28 protein-coding genes and 1 pseudogene are annotated in these 18,020 nt (G+C 63.5%); 26 read left to right on the plus strand and 3 right to left on the minus strand.

All coding sequences use genetic code 11. From position 1 onward, the window contains the following. Nucleotides 1-241 precede the first annotated feature (241 nt). The 5 genes and pseudogenes from ACLGGT_RS14085 to ACLGGT_RS14105 all read left to right on the plus strand — a co-directional run bounded on the left by ACLGGT_RS14085 (nucleotide 242) and on the right by ACLGGT_RS14105 (nucleotide 6,346). Nucleotides 242-2,734, plus strand: a complete 2,493-nt coding sequence (locus ACLGGT_RS14085) for a putative PEP-binding protein (protein ID WP_437197420.1) — start codon at nucleotides 242-244, stop codon at nucleotides 2,732-2,734. Between the two features lie 163 nt (nucleotides 2,735-2,897). Continuing rightward, nucleotides 2,898-3,509, plus strand: a complete 612-nt coding sequence (locus tag ACLGGT_RS14090; protein ID WP_037297247.1) for a cell wall hydrolase — start codon at nucleotides 2,898-2,900, stop codon at nucleotides 3,507-3,509. Nucleotides 3,510-3,635: 126 nt separating this feature from the next. Continuing rightward, on the plus strand, nucleotides 3,636-3,803 hold the full coding sequence (rpmG, locus tag ACLGGT_RS14095) for a 50S ribosomal protein L33 (RefSeq protein ID WP_007799108.1): 168 nt from the start codon (nucleotides 3,636-3,638) through the stop codon (nucleotides 3,801-3,803). A 188-nt stretch (nucleotides 3,804-3,991) separates the two neighbouring features. Then, a pseudogene (locus tag ACLGGT_RS14100) lies at nucleotides 3,992-4,288 on the plus strand (GNAT family N-acetyltransferase); the annotation flags it as partial. 648 nt (nucleotides 4,289-4,936) lie between these two features. Further along, on the plus strand, nucleotides 4,937-6,346 hold the full coding sequence (locus ACLGGT_RS14105) for a PepSY-associated TM helix domain-containing protein (RefSeq protein ID WP_437197421.1): 1,410 nt from the start codon (nucleotides 4,937-4,939) through the stop codon (nucleotides 6,344-6,346). 458 nt (nucleotides 6,347-6,804) lie between these two features. Here ACLGGT_RS14105 and ACLGGT_RS14110 read toward each other — a convergent pair whose 3' ends face one another. Together ACLGGT_RS14110 and ACLGGT_RS14115 are read right to left on the minus strand one after the other, a co-directional pair. Next, nucleotides 6,805-7,155, minus strand: coding sequence for a hypothetical protein (locus ACLGGT_RS14110; protein WP_437194788.1), 351 nt, complete (start codon nucleotides 7,153-7,155; stop codon nucleotides 6,805-6,807). 30 nt (nucleotides 7,156-7,185) lie between these two features. Next, the gene (locus tag ACLGGT_RS14115) at nucleotides 7,186-7,854 is read right to left on the minus strand and encodes a S24 family peptidase (RefSeq protein WP_437194787.1); all 669 of its coding nucleotides are present in this window, start codon (nucleotides 7,852-7,854) and stop codon (nucleotides 7,186-7,188) included. A gap of 85 nt (nucleotides 7,855-7,939) precedes the next feature. On the opposite strand from ACLGGT_RS14115, the gene ACLGGT_RS14120 reads away from it, so the two are divergent. From ACLGGT_RS14120 to ACLGGT_RS14195, 16 genes are read left to right on the plus strand one after another with little or no spacing between them, the layout of a single operon-like run. Continuing rightward, on the plus strand, nucleotides 7,940-8,185 hold the full coding sequence (locus tag ACLGGT_RS14120) for a hypothetical protein (RefSeq protein ID WP_437194786.1): 246 nt from the start codon (nucleotides 7,940-7,942) through the stop codon (nucleotides 8,183-8,185). Further along, on the plus strand, nucleotides 8,182-8,334 hold the full coding sequence (locus tag ACLGGT_RS14125; RefSeq protein ID WP_437194785.1) for a hypothetical protein: 153 nt from the start codon (nucleotides 8,182-8,184) through the stop codon (nucleotides 8,332-8,334). Before ACLGGT_RS14120 ends, ACLGGT_RS14125 begins: the two co-directional genes overlap by 4 nt. Continuing rightward, a complete protein-coding gene (locus tag ACLGGT_RS14130; protein WP_437194784.1) occupies nucleotides 8,334-8,546 on the plus strand; it encodes a hypothetical protein in 213 nt (70 codons plus the stop codon). Before ACLGGT_RS14125 ends, ACLGGT_RS14130 begins: the two co-directional genes overlap by 1 nt. Further along, nucleotides 8,543-8,731, plus strand: a complete 189-nt coding sequence (locus tag ACLGGT_RS14135) for a hypothetical protein (protein WP_437194783.1) — start codon at nucleotides 8,543-8,545, stop codon at nucleotides 8,729-8,731. The genes ACLGGT_RS14130 and ACLGGT_RS14135 overlap by 4 nt, the downstream gene beginning before the upstream one ends. Nucleotides 8,732-8,736: 5 nt before the next feature. After that, entirely contained in the window at nucleotides 8,737-8,997 is a 261-nt protein-coding gene (locus ACLGGT_RS14140) for a hypothetical protein (protein ID WP_437194782.1), read from the plus strand. After that, a complete protein-coding gene (locus ACLGGT_RS14145) occupies nucleotides 8,997-9,221 on the plus strand; it encodes a helix-turn-helix domain-containing protein (RefSeq protein WP_037268626.1) in 225 nt (74 codons plus the stop codon). The genes ACLGGT_RS14140 and ACLGGT_RS14145 overlap by 1 nt, the downstream gene beginning before the upstream one ends. Then, complete coding sequence (locus ACLGGT_RS14150; protein WP_437194781.1) at nucleotides 9,218-10,057, plus strand: ParB N-terminal domain-containing protein; 840 nt, start codon at nucleotides 9,218-9,220, stop codon at nucleotides 10,055-10,057. Before ACLGGT_RS14145 ends, ACLGGT_RS14150 begins: the two co-directional genes overlap by 4 nt. Further along, a complete protein-coding gene (locus ACLGGT_RS14155; protein WP_437194780.1) occupies nucleotides 10,054-12,180 on the plus strand; it encodes a transposase domain-containing protein in 2,127 nt (708 codons plus the stop codon). The genes ACLGGT_RS14150 and ACLGGT_RS14155 overlap by 4 nt, the downstream gene beginning before the upstream one ends. An 18-nt stretch (nucleotides 12,181-12,198) precedes the next feature. Beyond that, nucleotides 12,199-13,002 carry an AAA family ATPase gene (locus ACLGGT_RS14160; RefSeq protein WP_437194779.1) on the plus strand — a complete coding sequence of 268 codons (804 nt, stop codon included), beginning with the start codon at nucleotides 12,199-12,201 and terminating at the stop codon, nucleotides 13,000-13,002. After that, on the plus strand, nucleotides 12,999-13,547 hold the full coding sequence (locus ACLGGT_RS14165; RefSeq protein WP_437194778.1) for a hypothetical protein: 549 nt from the start codon (nucleotides 12,999-13,001) through the stop codon (nucleotides 13,545-13,547). The genes ACLGGT_RS14160 and ACLGGT_RS14165 overlap by 4 nt, the downstream gene beginning before the upstream one ends. After that, nucleotides 13,544-13,744 (plus strand): hypothetical protein, encoded by a 201-nt coding sequence (locus ACLGGT_RS14170; RefSeq protein ID WP_437194777.1) that lies wholly within the window; start codon nucleotides 13,544-13,546, stop codon nucleotides 13,742-13,744. The genes ACLGGT_RS14165 and ACLGGT_RS14170 overlap by 4 nt, the downstream gene beginning before the upstream one ends. Then, a complete protein-coding gene (locus ACLGGT_RS14175) occupies nucleotides 13,741-14,115 on the plus strand; it encodes a hypothetical protein (RefSeq protein ID WP_437194776.1) in 375 nt (124 codons plus the stop codon). Before ACLGGT_RS14170 ends, ACLGGT_RS14175 begins: the two co-directional genes overlap by 4 nt. Beyond that, nucleotides 14,102-14,452, plus strand: coding sequence for a hypothetical protein (locus ACLGGT_RS14180; RefSeq protein ID WP_437194775.1), 351 nt, complete (start codon nucleotides 14,102-14,104; stop codon nucleotides 14,450-14,452). The genes ACLGGT_RS14175 and ACLGGT_RS14180 overlap by 14 nt, the downstream gene beginning before the upstream one ends. Then, complete coding sequence (locus tag ACLGGT_RS14185; protein ID WP_437194774.1) at nucleotides 14,449-14,649, plus strand: hypothetical protein; 201 nt, start codon at nucleotides 14,449-14,451, stop codon at nucleotides 14,647-14,649. The genes ACLGGT_RS14180 and ACLGGT_RS14185 overlap by 4 nt, the downstream gene beginning before the upstream one ends. A 2-nt stretch (nucleotides 14,650-14,651) precedes the next feature. Then, complete coding sequence (locus tag ACLGGT_RS14190) at nucleotides 14,652-14,822, plus strand: hypothetical protein (RefSeq protein WP_437194773.1); 171 nt, start codon at nucleotides 14,652-14,654, stop codon at nucleotides 14,820-14,822. Between the two features lies 1 nt (nucleotide 14,823). Then, a complete protein-coding gene (locus tag ACLGGT_RS14195; protein ID WP_437194772.1) occupies nucleotides 14,824-15,474 on the plus strand; it encodes a DUF3164 family protein in 651 nt (216 codons plus the stop codon). 22 nt (nucleotides 15,475-15,496) lie between these two features. On the opposite strand, the gene ACLGGT_RS14200 is transcribed toward ACLGGT_RS14195, so the two are convergent. After that, the gene (locus tag ACLGGT_RS14200) at nucleotides 15,497-15,796 is read right to left on the minus strand and encodes a hypothetical protein (RefSeq protein ID WP_437194771.1); all 300 of its coding nucleotides are present in this window, start codon (nucleotides 15,794-15,796) and stop codon (nucleotides 15,497-15,499) included. A gap of 295 nt (nucleotides 15,797-16,091) precedes the next feature. Here ACLGGT_RS14200 and ACLGGT_RS14205 point away from each other — a divergent pair, with 295 nt between their 5' ends. From ACLGGT_RS14205 to ACLGGT_RS14225, 5 genes are read left to right on the plus strand one after another with little or no spacing between them, the layout of a single operon-like run. Beyond that, nucleotides 16,092-16,697: an ORF6N domain-containing protein gene (locus ACLGGT_RS14205; RefSeq protein ID WP_437196613.1), complete on the plus strand. Its 606-nt coding sequence runs from the start codon at nucleotides 16,092-16,094 to the stop codon at nucleotides 16,695-16,697. After that, entirely contained in the window at nucleotides 16,690-16,869 is a 180-nt protein-coding gene (locus ACLGGT_RS14210; protein WP_437196615.1) for a hypothetical protein, read from the plus strand. The genes ACLGGT_RS14205 and ACLGGT_RS14210 overlap by 8 nt, the downstream gene beginning before the upstream one ends. A gap of 33 nt (nucleotides 16,870-16,902) precedes the next feature. Beyond that, the gene (locus tag ACLGGT_RS14215; protein ID WP_437194769.1) at nucleotides 16,903-17,355 is read left to right on the plus strand and encodes a gp16 family protein; all 453 of its coding nucleotides are present in this window, start codon (nucleotides 16,903-16,905) and stop codon (nucleotides 17,353-17,355) included. Continuing rightward, entirely contained in the window at nucleotides 17,352-17,597 is a 246-nt protein-coding gene (locus ACLGGT_RS14220; RefSeq protein ID WP_437195520.1) for a hypothetical protein, read from the plus strand. The genes ACLGGT_RS14215 and ACLGGT_RS14220 overlap by 4 nt, the downstream gene beginning before the upstream one ends. After that, nucleotides 17,594-17,971, plus strand: a complete 378-nt coding sequence (locus ACLGGT_RS14225; RefSeq protein WP_437195522.1) for a helix-turn-helix domain-containing protein — start codon at nucleotides 17,594-17,596, stop codon at nucleotides 17,969-17,971. The genes ACLGGT_RS14220 and ACLGGT_RS14225 overlap by 4 nt, the downstream gene beginning before the upstream one ends. Nucleotides 17,972-18,020 lie beyond the last annotated feature (49 nt).

The raw sequence follows: 18,020 nt of genomic DNA on the forward strand, positions 1-18,020 counted from the left end.
CCCGGGGCCTTTCCAAAATAAGCAGAGGCCCCGGGTCAAGCCCGGGGCGGGTGAGGCTGCGGGGCGGGAGAGGCCCCGGTTCAAGCCCCGGGCGGGGTTTTCTAACCAAGCCGGACCGATCCCAAACCCGTGATCCTTTCCCTTGCCTTGTGCTGCAACGCGCGTATGGTGCGGTCAAAGGAAAGGTGCCGCAGTGCAGCAAGACGACAGCCATATCACCCTCATCACCCCCACGGCCCCGATGCATACCCATACCCATGGGGGGCGTGCGAAATGTCTGCAACGCCTTGTGCGGCTTGATCTGCCGGTGCCGCGCACCGTGGCCCTGTCGTTTGAGGCGGTGCATCGCATCGCGGCGGGGGAATTGCCGGATATGGCGCGGTTTCTGGCCCCGTTCGGCGCGGCCCCGCTCCTGTGTGTGCGCCCCTCGTCCGAAGACCCTGATTGGGGCGGGCCTGGGGCTGTGCTCAACATCGGCATCAATGATACGCGCTTTGTCGAACTTGCGGAGCGCATCGGCAAAGAGGCCGCCTCGCATATCTATCTGCGGTTTGTGCAGGCCTATGCCATCCATGTCGCCCGGCTTGATCCGGATGTGTTCGAGGATGTCTCGCCCGATCCGGTGCTGGGGCTGAGCCAAGCGCTCAAGGCCTATGAATCCGAAGCAGAAGAAGAATTCCCCCAAGATCCCGGCAAGCAATTGACCGAGGTGCTGCGCTCTATGGCGCGCGCCTGGGAGGGGACGACGGCGCGGCTCTTGCGACAGGCCAAAGGTGCGCCCGCCGATGCGGGCCTTGGCCTTGTGGTGCAGGAATTGGCGCTGGGGTTGGGGCAGGGGGAATGTGGCTCTGGAGTGATGCAACTGGTCAATGGCCAGACCGGCGCGCGGCAGATCATTGGCCGCTACCTCAGCCAAAGCCAGGGGCGCGATGCGCTCAGCAGCGGTGCGGATGCGATCTATCTCACCCGGGATCCGCGCGGCCCCTCGCTCGAGGATCTGGCCCCCGATGCCTTTGCCGAAATCCGCGCCTATGCCGAACTGATGCGCGCCCGCCTGCGCGAGGAAATGCAGGCCGAATTCACCATCGAGAATGGCAAGGTCTGGATTTTGGACGGGCTGCGCGTGCCGCGCAACGGCCGCGCGGCGGTGGCCATTGCCGTAGGGCTTGCCGAGGATGACATCATCAGCCGGGACGAGGCCTTGATGCGGGTCGAGCCGCGCGCGCTTAATGAATTGCTGCACCGACAGGTTGATCCCAACGCCCCGCGTGATGTGCTGGCGCGAGGTATCGCCGCCAGCCCCGGTGCTGCCACGGGCCGCGTGGTTTTTTCCGCCGCCGAGGCGCAGGCCGGCCATTCGCGCGGCGAGGCCTGTATCCTTGTGCGCCGCGAAACCAGCCCCGAGGATATTCGCGGCATGCATGCCGCCGTGGCGGTTCTGACCGAGCGGGGCGGCATGACCAGCCACGCGGCGGTGATCGGGCGCGGCATTGGCCTGCCCTGCGTGGTCGGTGCCTCGGAAATTCATTTTCAGACCCGGCGCAAGCAACTGACCATGCCCGATGGCCGCGTGGTCAAGGCCGGTGATGTGATCACCGTGGATGGCACCGGCGGTCTGGTGCTGGCGGGCGAGACGCCGCTTCTTGAAGTGGCACGCGACGACGCCTTTCAGACCCTAATGAGTTGGGCGGATGACGTGCGCGACATTGCTGTGCGCGCCAATGCCGATACCCCCGCGGATGCCGAGGTGGCGCGCAAGTTCGACGCGCGCGGCATTGGGCTGTGCCGCACCGAACATATGTTCTTTGATACCGAGCGTCTGACGGTGATGCGCGAGATGATCTTTGCCGATGGCAGCACCGACCGTGCCGCCGTGCTGGAACGGCTCTTGCCGATGCAGCGTGCCGATTTGGCCGATCTCTTTCGGATCATGCAGGGGCTGCCGGTTTGTATCCGCCTCTTTGATCCACCGCTGCACGAATTTCTGCCCACCGACCGCGCGGGGCATCTGCAACTGGCCGAGGCGCTGGATCTTCCGCTCTCGGATGTCACCCGTCGGGTCGAGGCGCTGAGCGAGTATAACCCCATGCTGGGTATGCGCGGTGTGCGGCTTGGCATCACGGTGCCCGAAATCTATGACATGCAGGCGCGCGCCATTTTCGAGGCCACGCTTGAGGCCAGCCGCGAAGGCGCGCCCGTTGTGCCCGAGATCATGATCCCGCTGGTCAGTGCCAAGCGCGAGGTCGAGTTGGTCAAGACACGCGTCGATGCCGTGGCCGCTGCCGTGCGCAACGAGACCGGGCGCGATTTCACGTATCGTCTGGGCGTGATGGTCGAGACACCGCGCGCGTGCCTGCGCGCGGGCGAGTTCGCGCCGCTGGTGTCCTTTCTCAGCTTTGGCACCAATGACCTGACACAGATGACCTATGGCCTCTCGCGGGATGACGCGGGCCGCTTCATGTCGGAATATGTCAAGCAGGGCGTCTACCCCGAAGACCCGTTCCACATGCTCGATGTCGATGGTGTGGGCGAGTTGCTGAAAATAGGGGCCGAGCGTGGGCGCGCGGCAAATTCCGACATCAGCCTGTCAATTTGTGGTGAACATGGCGGCAATCCCGAATCAATCGCCTTTTGCCGCGATGCCGGATTTACCTATGTCTCCTGCTCGCCGTTCCGTGTTCCGGTGGCGCGACTCGCTGCCGCACAGCTGACGGTGCGCGACAAGATGCGGTAGTTTCCGTGCCTGTTTGCGCAAGATAAGACAAAGTCGAGCCATAATTTGCGATAGAAAATGCCATCGGCGGGAACCCGCCGGTCCCTCAGGTGGACGCCTGTGCCGATTTTGGCTAAGGGGCGCACATGCCGTGGACCATACGTCCACCCGCCTGGAGACGAGAATGAGACGGATTGCACTCGCTGCGGCAATCGCAGTGCTGGCAGGCCCGGTCATGGCCGACGCCCCTGTGACCCGATTGATGGAACAAGAAATGCGCGCGTTGCGCGCGATCTCAGGCGACCGGATGGCGCGCTATCTCAGCAGCCCCGAGACCGAGATTAGCTATTCAAGCACCTGGCTCGATCAGCAAGCCCCGGCCCAAGGTGGCCCCGAGTGGCGCTGTCTGGCAGAGGCGCTTTACTTCGAGGCGCGCGGCGAAAGCGTCAAGGGACAATTCGCAGTGGCCGAAGTGATCCTGAACCGCGTCGATGATCCCAATTATCCTGATTCCGTTTGTGGCGTGATCCATCAGGGCACGGGCCGCAAATATCAGTGCCAATTCACCTATACCTGTGATGGCCATGCCGACGTGATCGCCGAGGGCGACGCGTTTCGCCAAGTGGGCAAGGTGGCCCGCGCCATGGTCGATGGCGCACCGCGCAGCCTGACCAGTGGGGCCACGCATTACCACACCCGCAACGTCAACCCCCGCTGGGCCCGGCAGTTTCCGCGCACGGCCTCGATTGGCGTGCATTATTTCTACCGCCAGCCAACGCGCCTGTCCTCGAACTGAGGCACGGCGTAACGAAATCGCCGACTTTCATGACAATCGCGGTTGACTCGGCTGCGGGCGTCGCTAAAAGGCAGGCTTCATAAGAGATTCACGGGCGGTTTGACTGCCCGGCGCAGGAGACAAAAAATGGCAAAGCCGACGACCATCAAGATCCGTCTGAACTCGACCGCGGGCACGGGCCATTTCTACGTGACCAAGAAAAACGCACGCACCATGACCGAAAAGATGACCGTACGAAAGTACGATCCCGTGGTGCGCAAGCATGTCGAGTACAAGGAAGGCAAGATCAAGTAAGATCCCCCTTCCAGACCAGACAGCCAAAGCCGCGCCAACCCGAGCGCGGCTTTTTCCTTTTGGGCGCTCCGGTGGCCGGCGATTTTACCCAAAAGGGTTTGCCGATGTCCGAGATTCTGATCCGCCCCGTCTTTCCTGCCGACCATGCAGCGATTTCCGATCTGATGCGCGCGGCCTATGCCCGCCACATGTCGGGCACCTATCCCGAGACGCTGGTCCGCGCCGCCCTTCCTCATCTGACACGCCCGGTGCCATCGCTGCTTTTTGGTGGCCGCTATGTGCTGGCCGAGGCAGGGGATGAGGTGCTGGGCATTGCGGGCTGGAGCGATATCAGCCCCTTTGGCCGGACCTGCCCGCCGGGTCAGGCGCATCTGCGGCATCTGGCCATTGCGCCAGAATGGCAGAGGCAGGGACTAGGCCGCGCGCTCATGGGGCATCTTCTTGCGATGGCAGAGCAGACAGGGGTGCAGCAGATGCACTGCCTGTGCCCGCTCAATGCCGTGCCTTTTTGCAAGGCCACGGGTTTTGACACGCTGGGCGAGGTCTTTCTGAGCCTCTCGCCCGATGTCAGCCTGCCCGCCGCACAGATGCGTCTTGAGTTGGGGGGGCCTTCCGGATCTGCATCCCAAGGCATTCGTGGCTGGTGCGGCTCTCTGACCTGTGGCAATGTCCTGCGGGTGATGCGTGCCCCACTAACCCTGCTCTCAAAACTGATCGTGGTCTTTGCCGTTAGCTTGGCATTGGCCGGGGTAAGTTTTGCACATCGCCCTGTCGACACCCGCACGCTCGATCCCTCGTATCTTGCCTTCATCGCGGCTGGAGGGACGGCGCAGGATCTGTGCGAGGATCACACTGCCCACGACACCGCCCCCGGACATTCCGACCATCGGGCTGCCCCTGGCTGTGAGGCCTGTCGTCTGGTTGATAGCGTGCTCGTTCTGGCGCTGCCGGAGACTGTCCGGACGTGGCAGGTGCCGCGCATCTCCCCCTTGTTCCGGGCGCATCTGAGATACTTGCGCAATCCATTGCATATCGGTTGCAACAGGGACGCGCGCCGCCGCGCGTTTGAATTTCAAATCCAACAGCTTTTGAAATTCACCCCCACCATGGGGGCTGTCCCAATGGAGTCGTTCATGACGTCGATTGATCCAACCTATGCCCCTGCGCAGACGCGCACCGGGGTCAATAAATTCTACTTTGCCGCCTGGCGCTGGCATTTCTACGCGGGCCTGTTTGTCATTCCCTTCTTCTGTATCCTTGCCGTCACTGGCATGCTGATGCTGTGGATTTCGTGGATCGACGGGCGCGACGGCGAACGCACGCCGGTGGTGCCGCAAGAGATGGCGCTCGCCGTCTCGCAACAGGCTGAGAGCGCGCTGGCCGCCATTCCCGGTGGCACGCTCAAGCAATATGTGGCCCCTCGCCGGGATGATCTTGCCGCGATCTTCCGCGTTGATCTTGGCGATGAGGCCAACATGGTCGTTGTCGATCCCTACACGGCGGCGGTGCTCGAGATTTTCCCCCGCCGCTCGGGTTGGTATGATTTCGCCGATGGTATCCACAGCAACCTGATGCTGGGCGTGACCGGCGATCGGATTCTGGAAATTGCGGCCTCTCTTGGCATGGTGCTGATTGCCACCGGTCTCTACATGTGGTGGCCGCGCGGGGCAGGCTGGCGAACGGCCCTTGTCCCGACCTTCGGCCGGGGCCGCGCGCTCTGGCGGTCACTGCATGGCGTGCTGGGCTTTTGGATTTCCATCGTGCTCGCGTTCTTTCTTGTCTCTGGTCTTGCGTGGGCGGGGATCTGGGGCGAAAAGTTGGTGCAGGCCTGGAGCCAGTTTCCAGCCGAGAAATGGGATAACGTGCCTCTCTCGGATGATATCCACGCCAGCATGAACCACGACCGCAAAGAGGTGCCTTGGGCGCTTGAACTCACGCCGATGCCAGCCTCTGGTAGCCATGCCGGTCACGCAGGCGTCGATACAGAGGCCGGGACGCCGGTGACGATTGACACGCTCGACGCGCTCGCACGCGATATCGGTTTTGACGCCCGCTATCAGCTCAACCTGCCCAAGGGCGAGGCAGGCGTCTGGACCATCAACCGCGACTCCATGAATACCGACGACACCGACCCGACCACCGACCGCACGGTGCATGTCGATCAATACACCGGCAATATCCTCGCCGATGTGCGGTATGAGGATTACTCGCTGGCGGGCAAGGCGATGGCGGTGGGGATCGCGCTGCACATGGGCACGATGGGCCTTTGGAGCGTGCTGGCCAATACCGTCTTCTGCGTCGCGGTGCTGTTTCTCTGCGTCAGCTCCGTTGTGATGTGGTGGAAGCGTCGCCCTGCCGGGGCGGGCGGGCGTTTGGCCGCACCGCCGCTGCCCCGCGACATGCCGATGTGGCAAGGTGCGGTGCTGGTGGGGATAGCGGTCTCGCTGGCGTTTCCGATGGCGGGGCTAACGCTCATCACCGTGTTGGCACTCGATGGGCTGGTGCTCTCGCGCTTGCCGATGCTGCGCCGCCTTGTGAACTGACCGGCGCGCGCGCCCCTCTTGCCTGACCAAACCCAAGCAGAACCTCGCTGTAGGGTTACACCTTAGTTTACAGTGATGCCGGAAGAACCAAACTGACGCCGGACTTTGCCGGATAGGCCAATGAAATAAGGGGTTTTGCGGGCGGGCTGGGCGGGCAAGGGCGGGGCGCGCGAAGTTTGCAGTAAACGGGCAAATTCGCCCAAAAGAGCGAAAACGGGGCCGACGAGGAAGGCGGGCGACGGACGCGCTCAAAAGCGCCCAAACCCCATTAAAACAGGGTTTAAACGGCTCTTTCAGGGGCGTTTAGAGGGCGACATCGAGGCTCTCGAAGGGTCCGGAACTGCGAAGTAGCGCGCGCAGTTCGGTTTTGACTTCGCAGAAAGAGAATATCGCTTTAAAAACAAAGGGTATGGTGTTTTCACCATACCCTAATCCGAAGCGCTAACTGCGAAGTGATTTCACGCTTGGCCGCGCCCACGCGCCGCGTCTAGACGCCGCGACAAATCGGCGAGGTCAGCCGAAATATTCGCCGCCGTATTAGGCTCTAACCCTCCTGCATGCTCTAGGCTTCCGGAGACCGAGCTTGGGATTTCATCCAGCGCCGGGTTTAGTGAACTTGGCGCGATGAGCGCGTCGCGGATATCGACAAGTATGGATAAGGCTCGGTCAAAGGCCAGAAACAGCACCCCGACAATAGAGACGGATACTGCAGGTACAATGAAGAAGACTTCTTCGCTGACAAAAAACGCAACAATGCAGAGAAATGACGCCGCGAAACATGCGTATGCAGCGTACCTTAAAGCAGCCATTTTGAGCTCCTAAGTAATGTTGTCTTTGCCTTACCATTCATGCGCCGACCAGACAATCTCGCCCAGTATACGGAGGCGGTTCATGTCGTCGCCGTGCCGCGTTTCAGTGGGGTGTGCGGGGTTATCGGAGGTCAAGATGACCAGCTGGCCGGGCACGTGTTCCACGCGCTTGACGCGGGCGCTGCCGTCGACGTCGACGAACGCGTAGACGTGGCGGTTGCGTACCGAGGTGCGGCGCTCGTCGATCATGACCAAGTCGCCGTCGTGCAGGGTGGTTGACATGCTGTCGCCCGCGACCGTCAATAGGCAGGCCTGCGCAGGTGCGATGCCCCGCTCGCGGAGCCAGTCCAGGCGAAAGGCCAGCGCGCCTTGCAAGCTCACGTCGCCGTTCATTGCCCCAGCCCCTGCCGCTAGCCGCGCGTCCACGCGCGGGATCGCGGCGAAGTCTTCGTGGTCGATCTGAGTGGTGTACACCGTGCCGGTCTCGCGTTTTGGGCCGATATAGAAATCGAGGTCGAGGGCTTCGGCTATCTCGCGAGCACGGTTTAAAGTTGGGCCGTCTTGCTTCTCACTTCGGAGAACATTCCTGATCGCGTCGCGTGGCAAGCCACGCTCCTGCTCTACGGTAAATGCCCGTTTATCAAGCTCTTCTAGCCGCTGCCGAACGATGTCGGCAAATGATTGTTCGAGGGTGTTCATGATTCGGTGACTTTACCGAAAAAATACCCGCTTGCATATCGGTAAAGTTACCACTAGTTTAATCGGTAACGTTACGGAGGCGAGCATGAATGAACTTCAGTTACTAGCGCTGGCGAGGGCCCTCGCGTCGCACAGGGGGCTCTCCCTATCGACGGTCTCAACCTACGCCGCGAATGACGGCAAGTTCTTCGGAAGTCTTGCGGCCGGTAGCGGGTGCACGGTCAAGCGCGCGGCGGCGCTGCTCGCATGGTTCGATGAAAACTGGGACCGGGACCTCGAATGGCCCCGCGACATCCCCCGCCCATCCAGCAAACAGGAGGACGCCGCATGAGCCCGCGCCCCATGTCCGGAACCGGCTTCGTTCTGGCCTTTGCCTTTGCCCTGGTCTTCTGGGCCGTGGTTGCCACGGGCCTGTCTGTCGCGGTGCTGCGCCAAGGTGCCGCCCCTGAAACACCCCCTTCAACACAGGATTTAATGTGATGCGGCTTTCCGATCTCATTCCCGATGCGGGCCAGTTGCAGGCCGAGATTGCGGCCATACCGCAGGTGCAGCGCGTGGCGCTGGCGCTGCAATTGGTGCGCGATATCGACGAGCCGTGTTGCGCGTTGCCGCTGATGCGCCTGAGCCGCTTGGCCGAGGACCATCACCTGTCGATCCGCAGGGAAGCGTTTGTTCGGGAGCGTGCCCGATGATCCGCCGCCTTGCCCATAAGTTTCGTCTCCGCGCGCGTGCTTGCCTGTATGGCGCGCGGTTCCTGCGCTCCGGCCGTGCCCAGTCTGCTTGCTCCGGCCGGGGCGTTTTTTCTGTCATCGGCGATGTGGTGGGGGCGCTGGCGCTGTTCGCCGTGCTCTTTGGCGTCGCCAGTTTTGGTGGGTGAACGGGATGTGCCTGCATGTTAAAAAATGGGGCCACGGCTATGCCGTTTTCCGTGGCAAGGATCGCGTCTCCGGCGCATTCAGCAACCGCGATGTCGCCCTGCGCGCCCAAGACCGCATGGAAGACGAGGCGGCCAAGGCCAAGCATGCCCGCAACCGCCCCTGCCTGACCTGCGGCACTGAGTTCTGGTCGACGGGACCGGGGCATCGCATGTGCGGCGACTGCCGCGCCAATTGCGCCGGGCTTGACGCCCAGATGGTGGGCTGATGCATCACGCGCCGCTCACCTCGCCCCGCCTGCAACGGGTGCTTGCCGTCCTGAAGGATGGCCGCCCGCATACCACGCGCGAGATCGTGCGGCGGGCGCATGTGGTGGCGGTGAATAGCTGCATTTCCGAGCTGCGCGCCAACGGCGCAGAAATCCTCTGCACCCGCGAACGCAAAGCTGACCGGCTGATCTGCCGGTACACAATGACGAAGGCCCCAGAATGATTGAACGTCTCACCACAATAACCGAATTGCCCGTGTCTGAAATCGGGATCGAAGGCCGCCTGCGCGAGGTTTCGCCAAGCGGCGTTGCTACATTGGTCGAAGCGATCCGCGAGAATGGGTTTGTGGGCCGGATCACGGTGCGTCGCAAGAAGGACGGCGACTATGTGCTCGACGGCGCGCACCGGCTGACCGCGATGCGCGAACTTGGGGCCGAAACGATCCCCTGCGACGTGGTGCGCTGCTCGGACGCCGAGGCGGCAATGTTCGAGATCGACGGCAACCTTGCCGGGGCCGATATGAGCACGCTCGACGAGGCCTATTTCCTCGCGCGGCGGCGTGAGGCGGTCCAGAAGCTACACCCGGAAATGAAACAGGGGATGGCCGGGGCGGCGGCGCGTTGGTTCGAACTGAACTTTAGTTCACTGGCACTGAGCATCGCCGAAAAGCGTGGTATCACCCCGCGTCAAGTCTACAAGATCATGGCCGCCGGGTCAAAGCTCGACCCCCGGGATTACCAGCTGTTGCGCCGCGCGCCCAAGCCCATCGCGCTCTCTGATCTGATCGAGATCGGCAAGATCGAGGAGACGGTTGAGCGCTACGACGTGGTTGGGGCGCTGTCGGCTGGCACGGTAAAGAGCGCCAAAGCCGCCCGCAAAGCCTATCGCGCTGCGCGCGGTGAGGCCCCCGCCGCTGCCAGCCCCAAAGACGCTACCCTCGCGCGCCTCTTGGACGCATGGGACCGGGCGGGCAAGGGCGCGCGCATGGCTTTCCTAGAGGAGCGCGGCGCGGAGGTTGCGGCGCTGTTCAGCGAGCTTGAGCAAGGGGGCGCAGCATGACTGGGCCAGCCCCCGCGCAAGAGTGGTGGAATGCCGCAGAGTTGGCCGAGGCCGGGCTGCCCGACCTGCCGGAAACCGTGCGCGCCGTGCAGCTGATGGCCGAGCGCGAGGCATGGGCGCGGCATCCGGGGAAGGCGCGGCGTCGCAAAGGGCGGGGCGGCGGGTTCGAGTATCACTGGAGCATCTTGCCACTGCGCGCCCGGATGCGGCTTAGCGCCGGTCTTGTCGCGGCCCCGGCGGATAAGCCGGGCACAGGCGCGGCATGGGAGCGCTATGCGGCGGCGGGCGACAAGGCGCGCGCCGAGGCCGGGGCGCGGCTTGGGGCAATTGCCGAAGTCGAACTGCTGGAAGGAGCCGGGCTGACCCGCTCGGCCGCTGTGCGCGAGGTGGCGCGCAAGCTGGGGCGGTCGGAGAAATCTCTCTGGAATTATCTCGGGCTGGTCGAGGGCGTCGCGCGCGCTGACCGTCTGGCTTACCTGATCGACGGGCGCGCGGTACGGCGTGCTCCCACCCAGCGGGGCGATATCGCCCCCGACTTTCTGGCGCTGGTGCGCAGCGATTGGCTGCGCCTGTCGCAGCCCTCACTCACCAGTTGCTATGACCGCGCCGTGCGTGTCTGGACCTCCGAGCGCCGCAACAGCACCGTGCCGCCCCTGCATCAGGTGCGCCGTTGGCTCAAGGCCAGCGTCTCGGCCCCAACAGAAATCTACCTGCGCAAAGGCGAGGAAGCGCTCCGCCGTCTCTATCCCGCGCAGGTGCGCAGCAAGGCTTTCATGGTCCCGCTGGAATGTGTGCAGGGCGATTATCACAAGTTCGACGTCTTTGTGAGTTGGCCGGGCTACGACAAGCCCGTGCGACCGCAGATGATGGTCTGGTCGGACGTCTATTCCGGCAAGCTTTTGGCGTGGCGGCTATCGCCGACGGCAAATAGCCATACGGTGCAATTGGTCACCGGCGATCTGATCCGGACCTATGGCATCCCGCAATCGGTTCTCATCGACAATGGCCGGGAATTCGCCGCCAAGGCGATGACAGGAGGCACGCCCACACGGTTTCGCTTCAAGATCACCGATGAGGATATCCCCGGCCTTCTGCCCCTTTTGGGCGTCGATATCCATTGGGCCACGCCCTATTCGGGGCAATCCAAACCTATCGAGCGCGCATTCCGTGATCTCTGCGACCGGGTGGCCAAGCATCCCGCCTTTGATGGGGCCTATACCGGCAACAAGCCGGAGGCCAAACCGGAGGATTACGGCACCCGCGCCATCCCGCTCGACGAGTTCCGTCTCGTCCTCGAGGAAGAACTCGCACATCACAACGCCCGCCCGGGGCGGCGCAGCGAAGTGGCCATGGGACGGTCGTTCAACGAGGTGTTCAACGAGGGCTACGCCAAGGCGACAATCAAACGCGCGACCGACGAGCAGCTGCGCCTCTGGCTCCTGCGGGCCGAAGGCGTGCGGGCCAAGACCGGCAATGGCGCTCTGAAGCTCTACGACACGGAATACTGGTCCGAGTGGATGTACCGGATCGCGGGCGAAAAGGTGGTTGCGCGGTTCGACGCGGATGATCTCACGGCGGGGCTGGAAGTCTACAATCTGGCGGGCCACTATCTTGGCCACGCCGCCTGTACCGAGGCGGCGAAGTTCTTCGACGTCGAGGCCGCACGCGACCATGCGCGCAAGCGTGGGGCGTGGGCCAAGGCACAAAAGGCCGAAGCCAAAGCGGCGCGCGAACTGTCTGCGGCAGAGGTCGCGGCCCGGGTGCGCGCGGCGTCAGGTTTGGCGGCAGACGAACCGCTGCCTGAGGCGCAGGTGCATCAACTCGCCACGCCACATAAGGCCGCGCCCAAGCGGCAACGGCGCGCCCAAAGCGCCGAGGAAATCGAGCATCTGGCCGAGATTGAGGCCCGGGTTATGCGGCTCGAAGAGCATCGCGCCCGGCCCGTCGACCCGGTCGACGAAGACCCTGCCGCCGTGTTCGCCCGCGCCTGTGCCCTAGAGCGCGCGCGAGATGAGGGTGAGGCGCTGACGCAGGCACAAGCCGACTGGCTGGCCGACTACCAGCAGAGTTCTGACTTCCGCGCCCAGCTGCGCATGGCGCGCCATTTCGGTGCCCAAGAGTAACAAGAAAAGGAGAGCAGTATGACACCTTCCATTGCGCCCCTGCGAAACGTCGCGGCCCTGATTGGCCTTGTCGAACGTGTGCAGACCCGCGCCTTTGGCCTGCCCGGGATGGCCACGTTCTATGGCCCCTCCGGCTGGGGCAAGACCACCGCCGTGACCGTCGCGGCCAATGAGTATCAGGCCCATGTTGTCCAGGTCAAAGACTGCTGGACGCCGACCTATCTGGCGCAAGCAATCCTGCGCGAAATCGGCCTGCCGCCCCAACGCGGGGTGGCCGCCATGGTCGACGCCATTGGCGCACAGCTTGCCCGCAGCGACCGCCCTCTGATCATCGACGACGCGCAATACCTCCTGCGCAAGCGGATGGTCGAGTTGGCGCGCGATATCTACGAGAGCAGTCAGGCCCCGGTCATTCTGGTCGGCGAGGAAAAGCTGCCGCAGGATCTGACCCGTTGGGAGAACATCCACAACCGCCAACTCGCGTGGGAACCGGCGCTCGCCTGCAACCTCACGGACGCGGAGAAACTCGCCCCGATCTACGCGGCTGGCGTCGACGTGGCCCCCGACCTGCTTGGTGCCATCGTGGCCGCCTCGGGTGGCTCGATCCGCCGGGTATCCACCAATCTGGCGCGCGCCAAGGAACTGGCCATGGGCCGGGGGCGGCGTCTGGCCGACCTCGAGCTTTGGGGTAACCGCGTTTTTGACACCGGCCAGCCTCCGGCGGTGCGTCGGGTCGACGATTTCCGCCCGGTGGCCCGGCCTGAGAAGCGGGAGGACACGGTCGTACCTCTGGCGAAGATCGCGAAGGAGACGCGCGAATGAAGCCTTTCCGCAGCACAATGGAACGCCACACTTGGGACCGTGTCAAAGGCATGCAGGAATTCCACTGGACCGATATCGCGGCTCTTGGGGTGCATGACGACACCGCGCAGAAGTTCGTGCGCCGCTGGGAGCGCGCGGGCCTCGTGAAATGCATCCGCAAGGACATGCACCGCAAGATATTCCGGAGCGTCGAGTTGAACGCGGCGAGTTTGGCCGCGCCCGAGGTGCAAGACGGCGTCCCGACCCCCGAGGGCAATATGTGGCGCGCGATGCGGCGGTTGGTCCAGTTCGGCCCGACGGATTTGGCCGCGCATGCCAACGCAGGCGGGGTCGAGGTCTCCGTCGAGAAGGCCCGCGCCTACTGCCGTCAGCTGCTGGGGTCCGGCCATCTGAAAGTGAGGCAAACGGCGATCATTGGACGCCGTGAGGCGATCTATCAGTTGATCGAGGACAGCGGGCCTTTCCCGCCGAAAGCCGTCCGCCTCGCGGGGGTTCTCGATCCCAACACCGGGGCCTTTGCCCCCGCGAAAGGCGGTGCGGTATGATCTCTGTATCCCTCCCATTTTTGGGGTGGCTTGCGACCGTAATGATGATCTTTGCCTCCGGAAAGTTCTTGCAGGAGGGCGCGCGCCGATACGAGCGCGGAGACCCTTGGCAAATCAAGACCTTCATCGGCGTCGCACTGCAACTCATGTCCGTCGTCTACCTTGTGCTTGGATACCTGATCGGGGGTGCCGCGTGAGCGCGCGTGACACCGCCCGGGAATTCTGGGGCGAGGCCATGCCGGATTGGGTGGCCGCCTTGGCGCGGGCCTGCGACGAGACCAGCCAAAACAAGGTCGCGCTCAAGTTGGAACGCAGCGCAACGCTTGTGTCGAACATCCTGCGCAACCGCTACCCCGCCGACACCAGCATCGTCGAGGACCTTGTGCGGGGGCATTTCATGCGCGCGGTGGTCGACTGCCCCGCCTTGGGCGAGATCGGCAAACAGGTCTGCCGCAAGTGGCGCGGCAAGGCGGCAAACTTCGAGAATGTGAACTCGCAGACCGTCACCATGTACCGCGCCTGCAATCGGTGCCCCATCCACAAGGGGGCCGACGATGACGCGGCATGACGACAGCCTCGATGCGCCGGTGAGGGAGCTTGCGGCGCAGGCGGTGCCCGCCTCAGAGATCGCGCGCCGCCTCGGGGTCACGACGCAGCGCGTCCACTCCGTGCTGCACTACCTGCGCCGTCACGGGATCTCGTTCCCGCCGGTTCGGCTTGGGAAGCCTTGCGGGCCTCAGGGCGCACAGTTGACCCGGCTCAACGCTGAGGTCCGCGCCGCCCTCGAGCCGCATGCCATCGCGCGCGGGATGGAAACCAAGGCGCTCGCCGTCCGCATCCTCGACGTCGTGATCCGCGACGGTTTGATCGACGCCATTCTCGATGACAAGGAGACCGAAGTATGAACGCCCCCGAAATCGCCCGCTGGAGTCCCGACGAGATGCTGCGCCTTGCGGCCTCGGGCGTGGCCAAGGTGGATCTCCTTGGCCCGCGCGGTAGCACGCTTTGCTCGATGGACGAGATCGCCGCCATGGCCGCCGTCTGCGCGCTCCATGGCGTGGGTCCAAGCCTCCTTTCAACACCCCCTTCAACAGGAGAGTAGCGGTGCTGGATTTCTACCTCCTTGCCCGGTTCAAACTCGGATCATGGATGCTGCATCGGTCTTTGGACGTGATGCCGCGTTGCAGCCTTCGAGACACGCTGCGGATGGCCGTCGTGCAGGCCTATGCCTTCGAGCGCGAGCAATTCGAAACACCCCCTTCAACAGGAGAGTAAAATGTCTGAATTCACCCCCCATCCGGTGCCGTCAGGCATCATCGAGGAGAACGGCCGCCGCAAAATGGTCGACGCCAAGGGCCGCGAAGTGCCGCTTGATCTCGTCCGTCCGCAGGACCAGTTGCAAGACGAACAGGTGCGCAAGATCGCTGGGTATGCGCTGGCGCTCAGCGACCAGCTCCGCCGGTTCAAGGAACACACTTTCGACGACATCTCGGATTTCGGGGCCATCCTCGCGCAGGAGTATGGGACCAGCGTCGGCGGGGCCAAGGGCAACAAGACGCTGACCACCTATGACGGGCTCTTTCAGGTGCAGGTCCAAGTGCAGGACCGGGTGGACTTCGGCCCCGAGTTGCAGATCGCCAAGGGCCTGATCGACGAGTGCCTCAATGAATGGTCCGCCGACAGCCGCCCGGAAATTCAGGCCATCGTGACGCGCGCCTTCAACACCGACAAGGAAGGTCAAATCAACCGCGCCGAGATCTTCATGCTCCTGCGGCTCGACATCGCCGACGCGCGGTGGAACCGGGCAATGGACGCCATCCGCGACGCCATGCGCGTGGTGGGCAAGGCGACTTACGTCCGCGTCAAGCACCGGCCAAACACAGAGGCCCCGTGGCAGACGGTGGTTCTCGATCTGGCGAAGGTCTGAGGGGATGGGTAGTTCCGCCGCGTCACTCGGCCTGCTGCACGGCCCAGTTCAAAACGGTCCCGACATTGGCGGTGGGATTGCTAGTGCAACTGCGCGCGTATCTCTCGACAAGAGGCGGTTGGCTCCGGTCTTTAAACTCGATGCCCCGCTTCAGGCCAGCGTAGAACAGAACTGCGTCACCTTTCAGCAGGCCCGGATCGCGCAAGAACGTCAGAAATGCTACGCAGCTTGCGTCGAGATACTTGGAGGCGGCGCTGTCGGTTATGTCAGCTTTGACAGGTGCCGCCACGGCTATCAGCAGGATTGTGAATGCTCTGATCATTTGAACTCCTCCGTTTCGGCGAGCCTACACGCGGTGTCGCCGCCATACAATTTGACAATTTCAGCGAACCGCTGCATTCTGATCTCGTCCGAAAGCGAAGTAGCTCTCGCCCGGGCCTCGATACCGAAGGCGGTTACGCCCCGACACGGCGTCTCATCACATGAGACGATCCTTCTCCGGGTGCCCCGCGTGCATGTCCAGGGCTCACGCCTAAAGACGTGGGGAGGCTGTCCTTCGGCAGTCGAGCTAACACCCGGGGGCTGTGTGCCCCCCGTAACCGAAGGAACGATCAAAAATGACTTCCCACGACAGCCGAATACCGACCATTCTGGACATTCAGGACAAGGCCTTGCTCTTGCCGGGACGCCCGCAGTTCTGGACGTCGCACCATATGGCGGGTTTCTATCAAACGACCCCGGACAATGTTGTTCGGCAATTCAGGCGCAACCCCAACCGGTTTCCCGACGATTTCTGGTTCGAGCTTCGCGAGGGCGAAGTGCAGGTTTTGGTCCGTCATTTTGGCGGACCAAGCCGCGTGAACCGTGGTGTTCTGATCGGCTTCACGAAGGCCGGGGCGTTGGCACTGTCTGGGGTTTTGAAAACGCCGGTCGCGGATGCAGTTTCGGTGCAGATCGTCCGCGCCATTGTCGCGATGGAAGAGCAGGCGATTTCGGACGCAAAGCGCATGTTGCTCAAGTTGCGCAGCGACGTCTTTCAGAAGAAGCCGATTTACAATCGGATAAAGGTCTACGTCGACGCCGGTCTGAGCTTCGACCAGCTCTGGCGGGACACGAATTACAGCCGGTTCAAATTGGAGCAGGCGGCGCGCGAGATGCTGGCGCAGGGTCTCATCCCGCATCTGCCCACGGGCATGCAGCCGGGGCTGTTCGACAATGCCTGATCCCCGCGACGAGGTGCACGAGGTCACCACGGCCCTCTGGGGCGTGGTCAGCCTGCTCACCATGGCCGACGAGCCGGTTGACCGGCGCGGCTTGGAATACCTGCTGCGCCTCATCTATGACCGGCTGGAACCTGCAAGCGAGGCGCTGCAAGACTTCCAACCGCGCCAGTGACCCCGCGCGGCCCCTCTCACGGGGGGCCGCCGCATGAACCGCGCGCTGCAACAGCTGATCTTCGCCGCCTGCCGCCAGCTGGGCCTCGACGAGGACGCGCGCCGCGACTTGCAGGTCAGCGTCACCGGCAAGACGTCGTTGCGCGACATGAACGACGGCGAGTTGAAGCTGATCGTCAACCGGCTGAAGCAGGCCGGGTTCGAGGACAAACCCCGCAATCCGCGCCACAAGCCTGCACCGCGCGCCGATCTGCGCATGATCCATGTGCTTTGGCGCAAGCTCGGCCAGTCGGGCGCGCTGCGCGATCCCTCCCGCGCCGGGCTCAACAAGTTCATTCGCGCCCGGTTCGGAGGCGTCTGGGGATCGGTCCCGGCCGACGTCGACATGCTGCGCGAGTGGCAGCAGATCGACGACGTCATTCAGGCGCTCAAATCTTGGGGCCAGCGCCAGAACATCGACTTCGATTGGGAGGATCACCGCCGGTGAAAAAGCCGCGCCACCCCGCCTCTGACCATGCCGTGATCCGCTATCTCGAGCGGGTCAAGGGCGTGGATATCGACGCGGTGCGCCGCGAGATCGGGCGCGTGGTGGAGGAGGGTCTCGAGGCCGGAGCCTGCGGCGTGATCAGCGGCGGATTCGTCTACAGGATCGAGGGCGGATGCGTTGTGACCGTCACCCGGCGTCATACGCAGCCCCCGGGGCGGCGACGCAAGAAGACCCAACCATGACAGAGGGCGAGGTTTTTACCCCGGTCCAGATCCGCCCCTACGTCGAGGCCCTCGGCGAGGCAGACGCGGTCGAGTTCCTCCTCGAGTTTGGCGGTGCCGAGCTTTACCTCGGGCGCAACCCGCGCCGCAGCCGTGTCGCCAAGCGCTTTGGCCGCGAGAAAGCCGCGCTCTTGGCCCGCACGGCCGAGCATCTTCCGGCCCGCGTGCCGCTTGCCCGCCGATGGATTGCGCAGGTCCTCTACAAACAAAACTTGCCCATTTCGGAAATTGCACGCAAAGTGCGGGTGTCCGACGTGACGGTGCGCGCCTACCTCAAGGGCATGGGCGCGGCACCGACGTCCCAACCGGACCTATTCAACTGGAAAACCGACTGATCTGACCCGCAAGGACTTGCGGGTGTCTCGGATGCTGCCTTGCGCGGCA

It is taken from the genome of Roseovarius sp. MS2 (genome assembly GCF_051447875.1).
GTDB lineage: Bacteria > Pseudomonadota > Alphaproteobacteria > Rhodobacterales > Rhodobacteraceae > Roseovarius > Roseovarius mucosus_A.

What these genes read in the sequence shown, in the direction of transcription:
- ACLGGT_RS14165 (WP_437194778.1), top strand. Translation starts at nt 12,999, where the DNA reads ATGAAGCCTTTCCGCAGCACAATGGAACGCCACACTTGGGACCGTGTC.
- ACLGGT_RS14195 (WP_437194772.1), top strand. Translation starts at nt 14,824, where the DNA reads ATGTCTGAATTCACCCCCCATCCGGTGCCGTCAGGCATCATCGAGGAG.
- ACLGGT_RS14110 (WP_437194788.1), bottom strand. Translation starts at nt 7,155, where the DNA reads ATGGCTGCTTTAAGGTACGCTGCATACGCATGTTTCGCGGCGTCATTT.
- ACLGGT_RS14090 (WP_037297247.1), top strand. Translation starts at nt 2,898, where the DNA reads ATGAGACGGATTGCACTCGCTGCGGCAATCGCAGTGCTGGCAGGCCCG.
- ACLGGT_RS14085 (WP_437197420.1), top strand. Translation starts at nt 242, where the DNA reads ATGCATACCCATACCCATGGGGGGCGTGCGAAATGTCTGCAACGCCTT.
- ACLGGT_RS14215 (WP_437194769.1), top strand. Translation starts at nt 16,903, where the DNA reads ATGAACCGCGCGCTGCAACAGCTGATCTTCGCCGCCTGCCGCCAGCTG.
- ACLGGT_RS14120 (WP_437194786.1), top strand. Translation starts at nt 7,940, where the DNA reads ATGAATGAACTTCAGTTACTAGCGCTGGCGAGGGCCCTCGCGTCGCAC.
- ACLGGT_RS14170 (WP_437194777.1), top strand. Translation starts at nt 13,544, where the DNA reads ATGATCTCTGTATCCCTCCCATTTTTGGGGTGGCTTGCGACCGTAATG.
- ACLGGT_RS14130 (WP_437194784.1), top strand. Translation starts at nt 8,334, where the DNA reads ATGCGGCTTTCCGATCTCATTCCCGATGCGGGCCAGTTGCAGGCCGAG.
- ACLGGT_RS14160 (WP_437194779.1), top strand. Translation starts at nt 12,199, where the DNA reads ATGACACCTTCCATTGCGCCCCTGCGAAACGTCGCGGCCCTGATTGGC.
- ACLGGT_RS14115 (WP_437194787.1), bottom strand. Translation starts at nt 7,854, where the DNA reads ATGAACACCCTCGAACAATCATTTGCCGACATCGTTCGGCAGCGGCTA.
- ACLGGT_RS14180 (WP_437194775.1), top strand. Translation starts at nt 14,102, where the DNA reads ATGACGCGGCATGACGACAGCCTCGATGCGCCGGTGAGGGAGCTTGCG.
- ACLGGT_RS14150 (WP_437194781.1), top strand. Translation starts at nt 9,218, where the DNA reads ATGATTGAACGTCTCACCACAATAACCGAATTGCCCGTGTCTGAAATC.
- ACLGGT_RS14105 (WP_437197421.1), top strand. Translation starts at nt 4,937, where the DNA reads ATGACGTCGATTGATCCAACCTATGCCCCTGCGCAGACGCGCACCGGG.
- ACLGGT_RS14200 (WP_437194771.1), bottom strand. Translation starts at nt 15,796, where the DNA reads ATGATCAGAGCATTCACAATCCTGCTGATAGCCGTGGCGGCACCTGTC.
- ACLGGT_RS14135 (WP_437194783.1), top strand. Translation starts at nt 8,543, where the DNA reads ATGATCCGCCGCCTTGCCCATAAGTTTCGTCTCCGCGCGCGTGCTTGC.
- ACLGGT_RS14125 (WP_437194785.1), top strand. Translation starts at nt 8,182, where the DNA reads ATGAGCCCGCGCCCCATGTCCGGAACCGGCTTCGTTCTGGCCTTTGCC.
- ACLGGT_RS14185 (WP_437194774.1), top strand. Translation starts at nt 14,449, where the DNA reads ATGAACGCCCCCGAAATCGCCCGCTGGAGTCCCGACGAGATGCTGCGC.
- rpmG (WP_007799108.1), top strand. Translation starts at nt 3,636, where the DNA reads ATGGCAAAGCCGACGACCATCAAGATCCGTCTGAACTCGACCGCGGGC.
- ACLGGT_RS14210 (WP_437196615.1), top strand. Translation starts at nt 16,690, where the DNA reads ATGCCTGATCCCCGCGACGAGGTGCACGAGGTCACCACGGCCCTCTGG.
- ACLGGT_RS14205 (WP_437196613.1), top strand. Translation starts at nt 16,092, where the DNA reads ATGACTTCCCACGACAGCCGAATACCGACCATTCTGGACATTCAGGAC.
- ACLGGT_RS14145 (WP_037268626.1), top strand. Translation starts at nt 8,997, where the DNA reads ATGCATCACGCGCCGCTCACCTCGCCCCGCCTGCAACGGGTGCTTGCC.
- ACLGGT_RS14155 (WP_437194780.1), top strand. Translation starts at nt 10,054, where the DNA reads ATGACTGGGCCAGCCCCCGCGCAAGAGTGGTGGAATGCCGCAGAGTTG.
- ACLGGT_RS14225 (WP_437195522.1), top strand. Translation starts at nt 17,594, where the DNA reads ATGACAGAGGGCGAGGTTTTTACCCCGGTCCAGATCCGCCCCTACGTC.
- ACLGGT_RS14140 (WP_437194782.1), top strand. Translation starts at nt 8,737, where the DNA reads ATGTGCCTGCATGTTAAAAAATGGGGCCACGGCTATGCCGTTTTCCGT.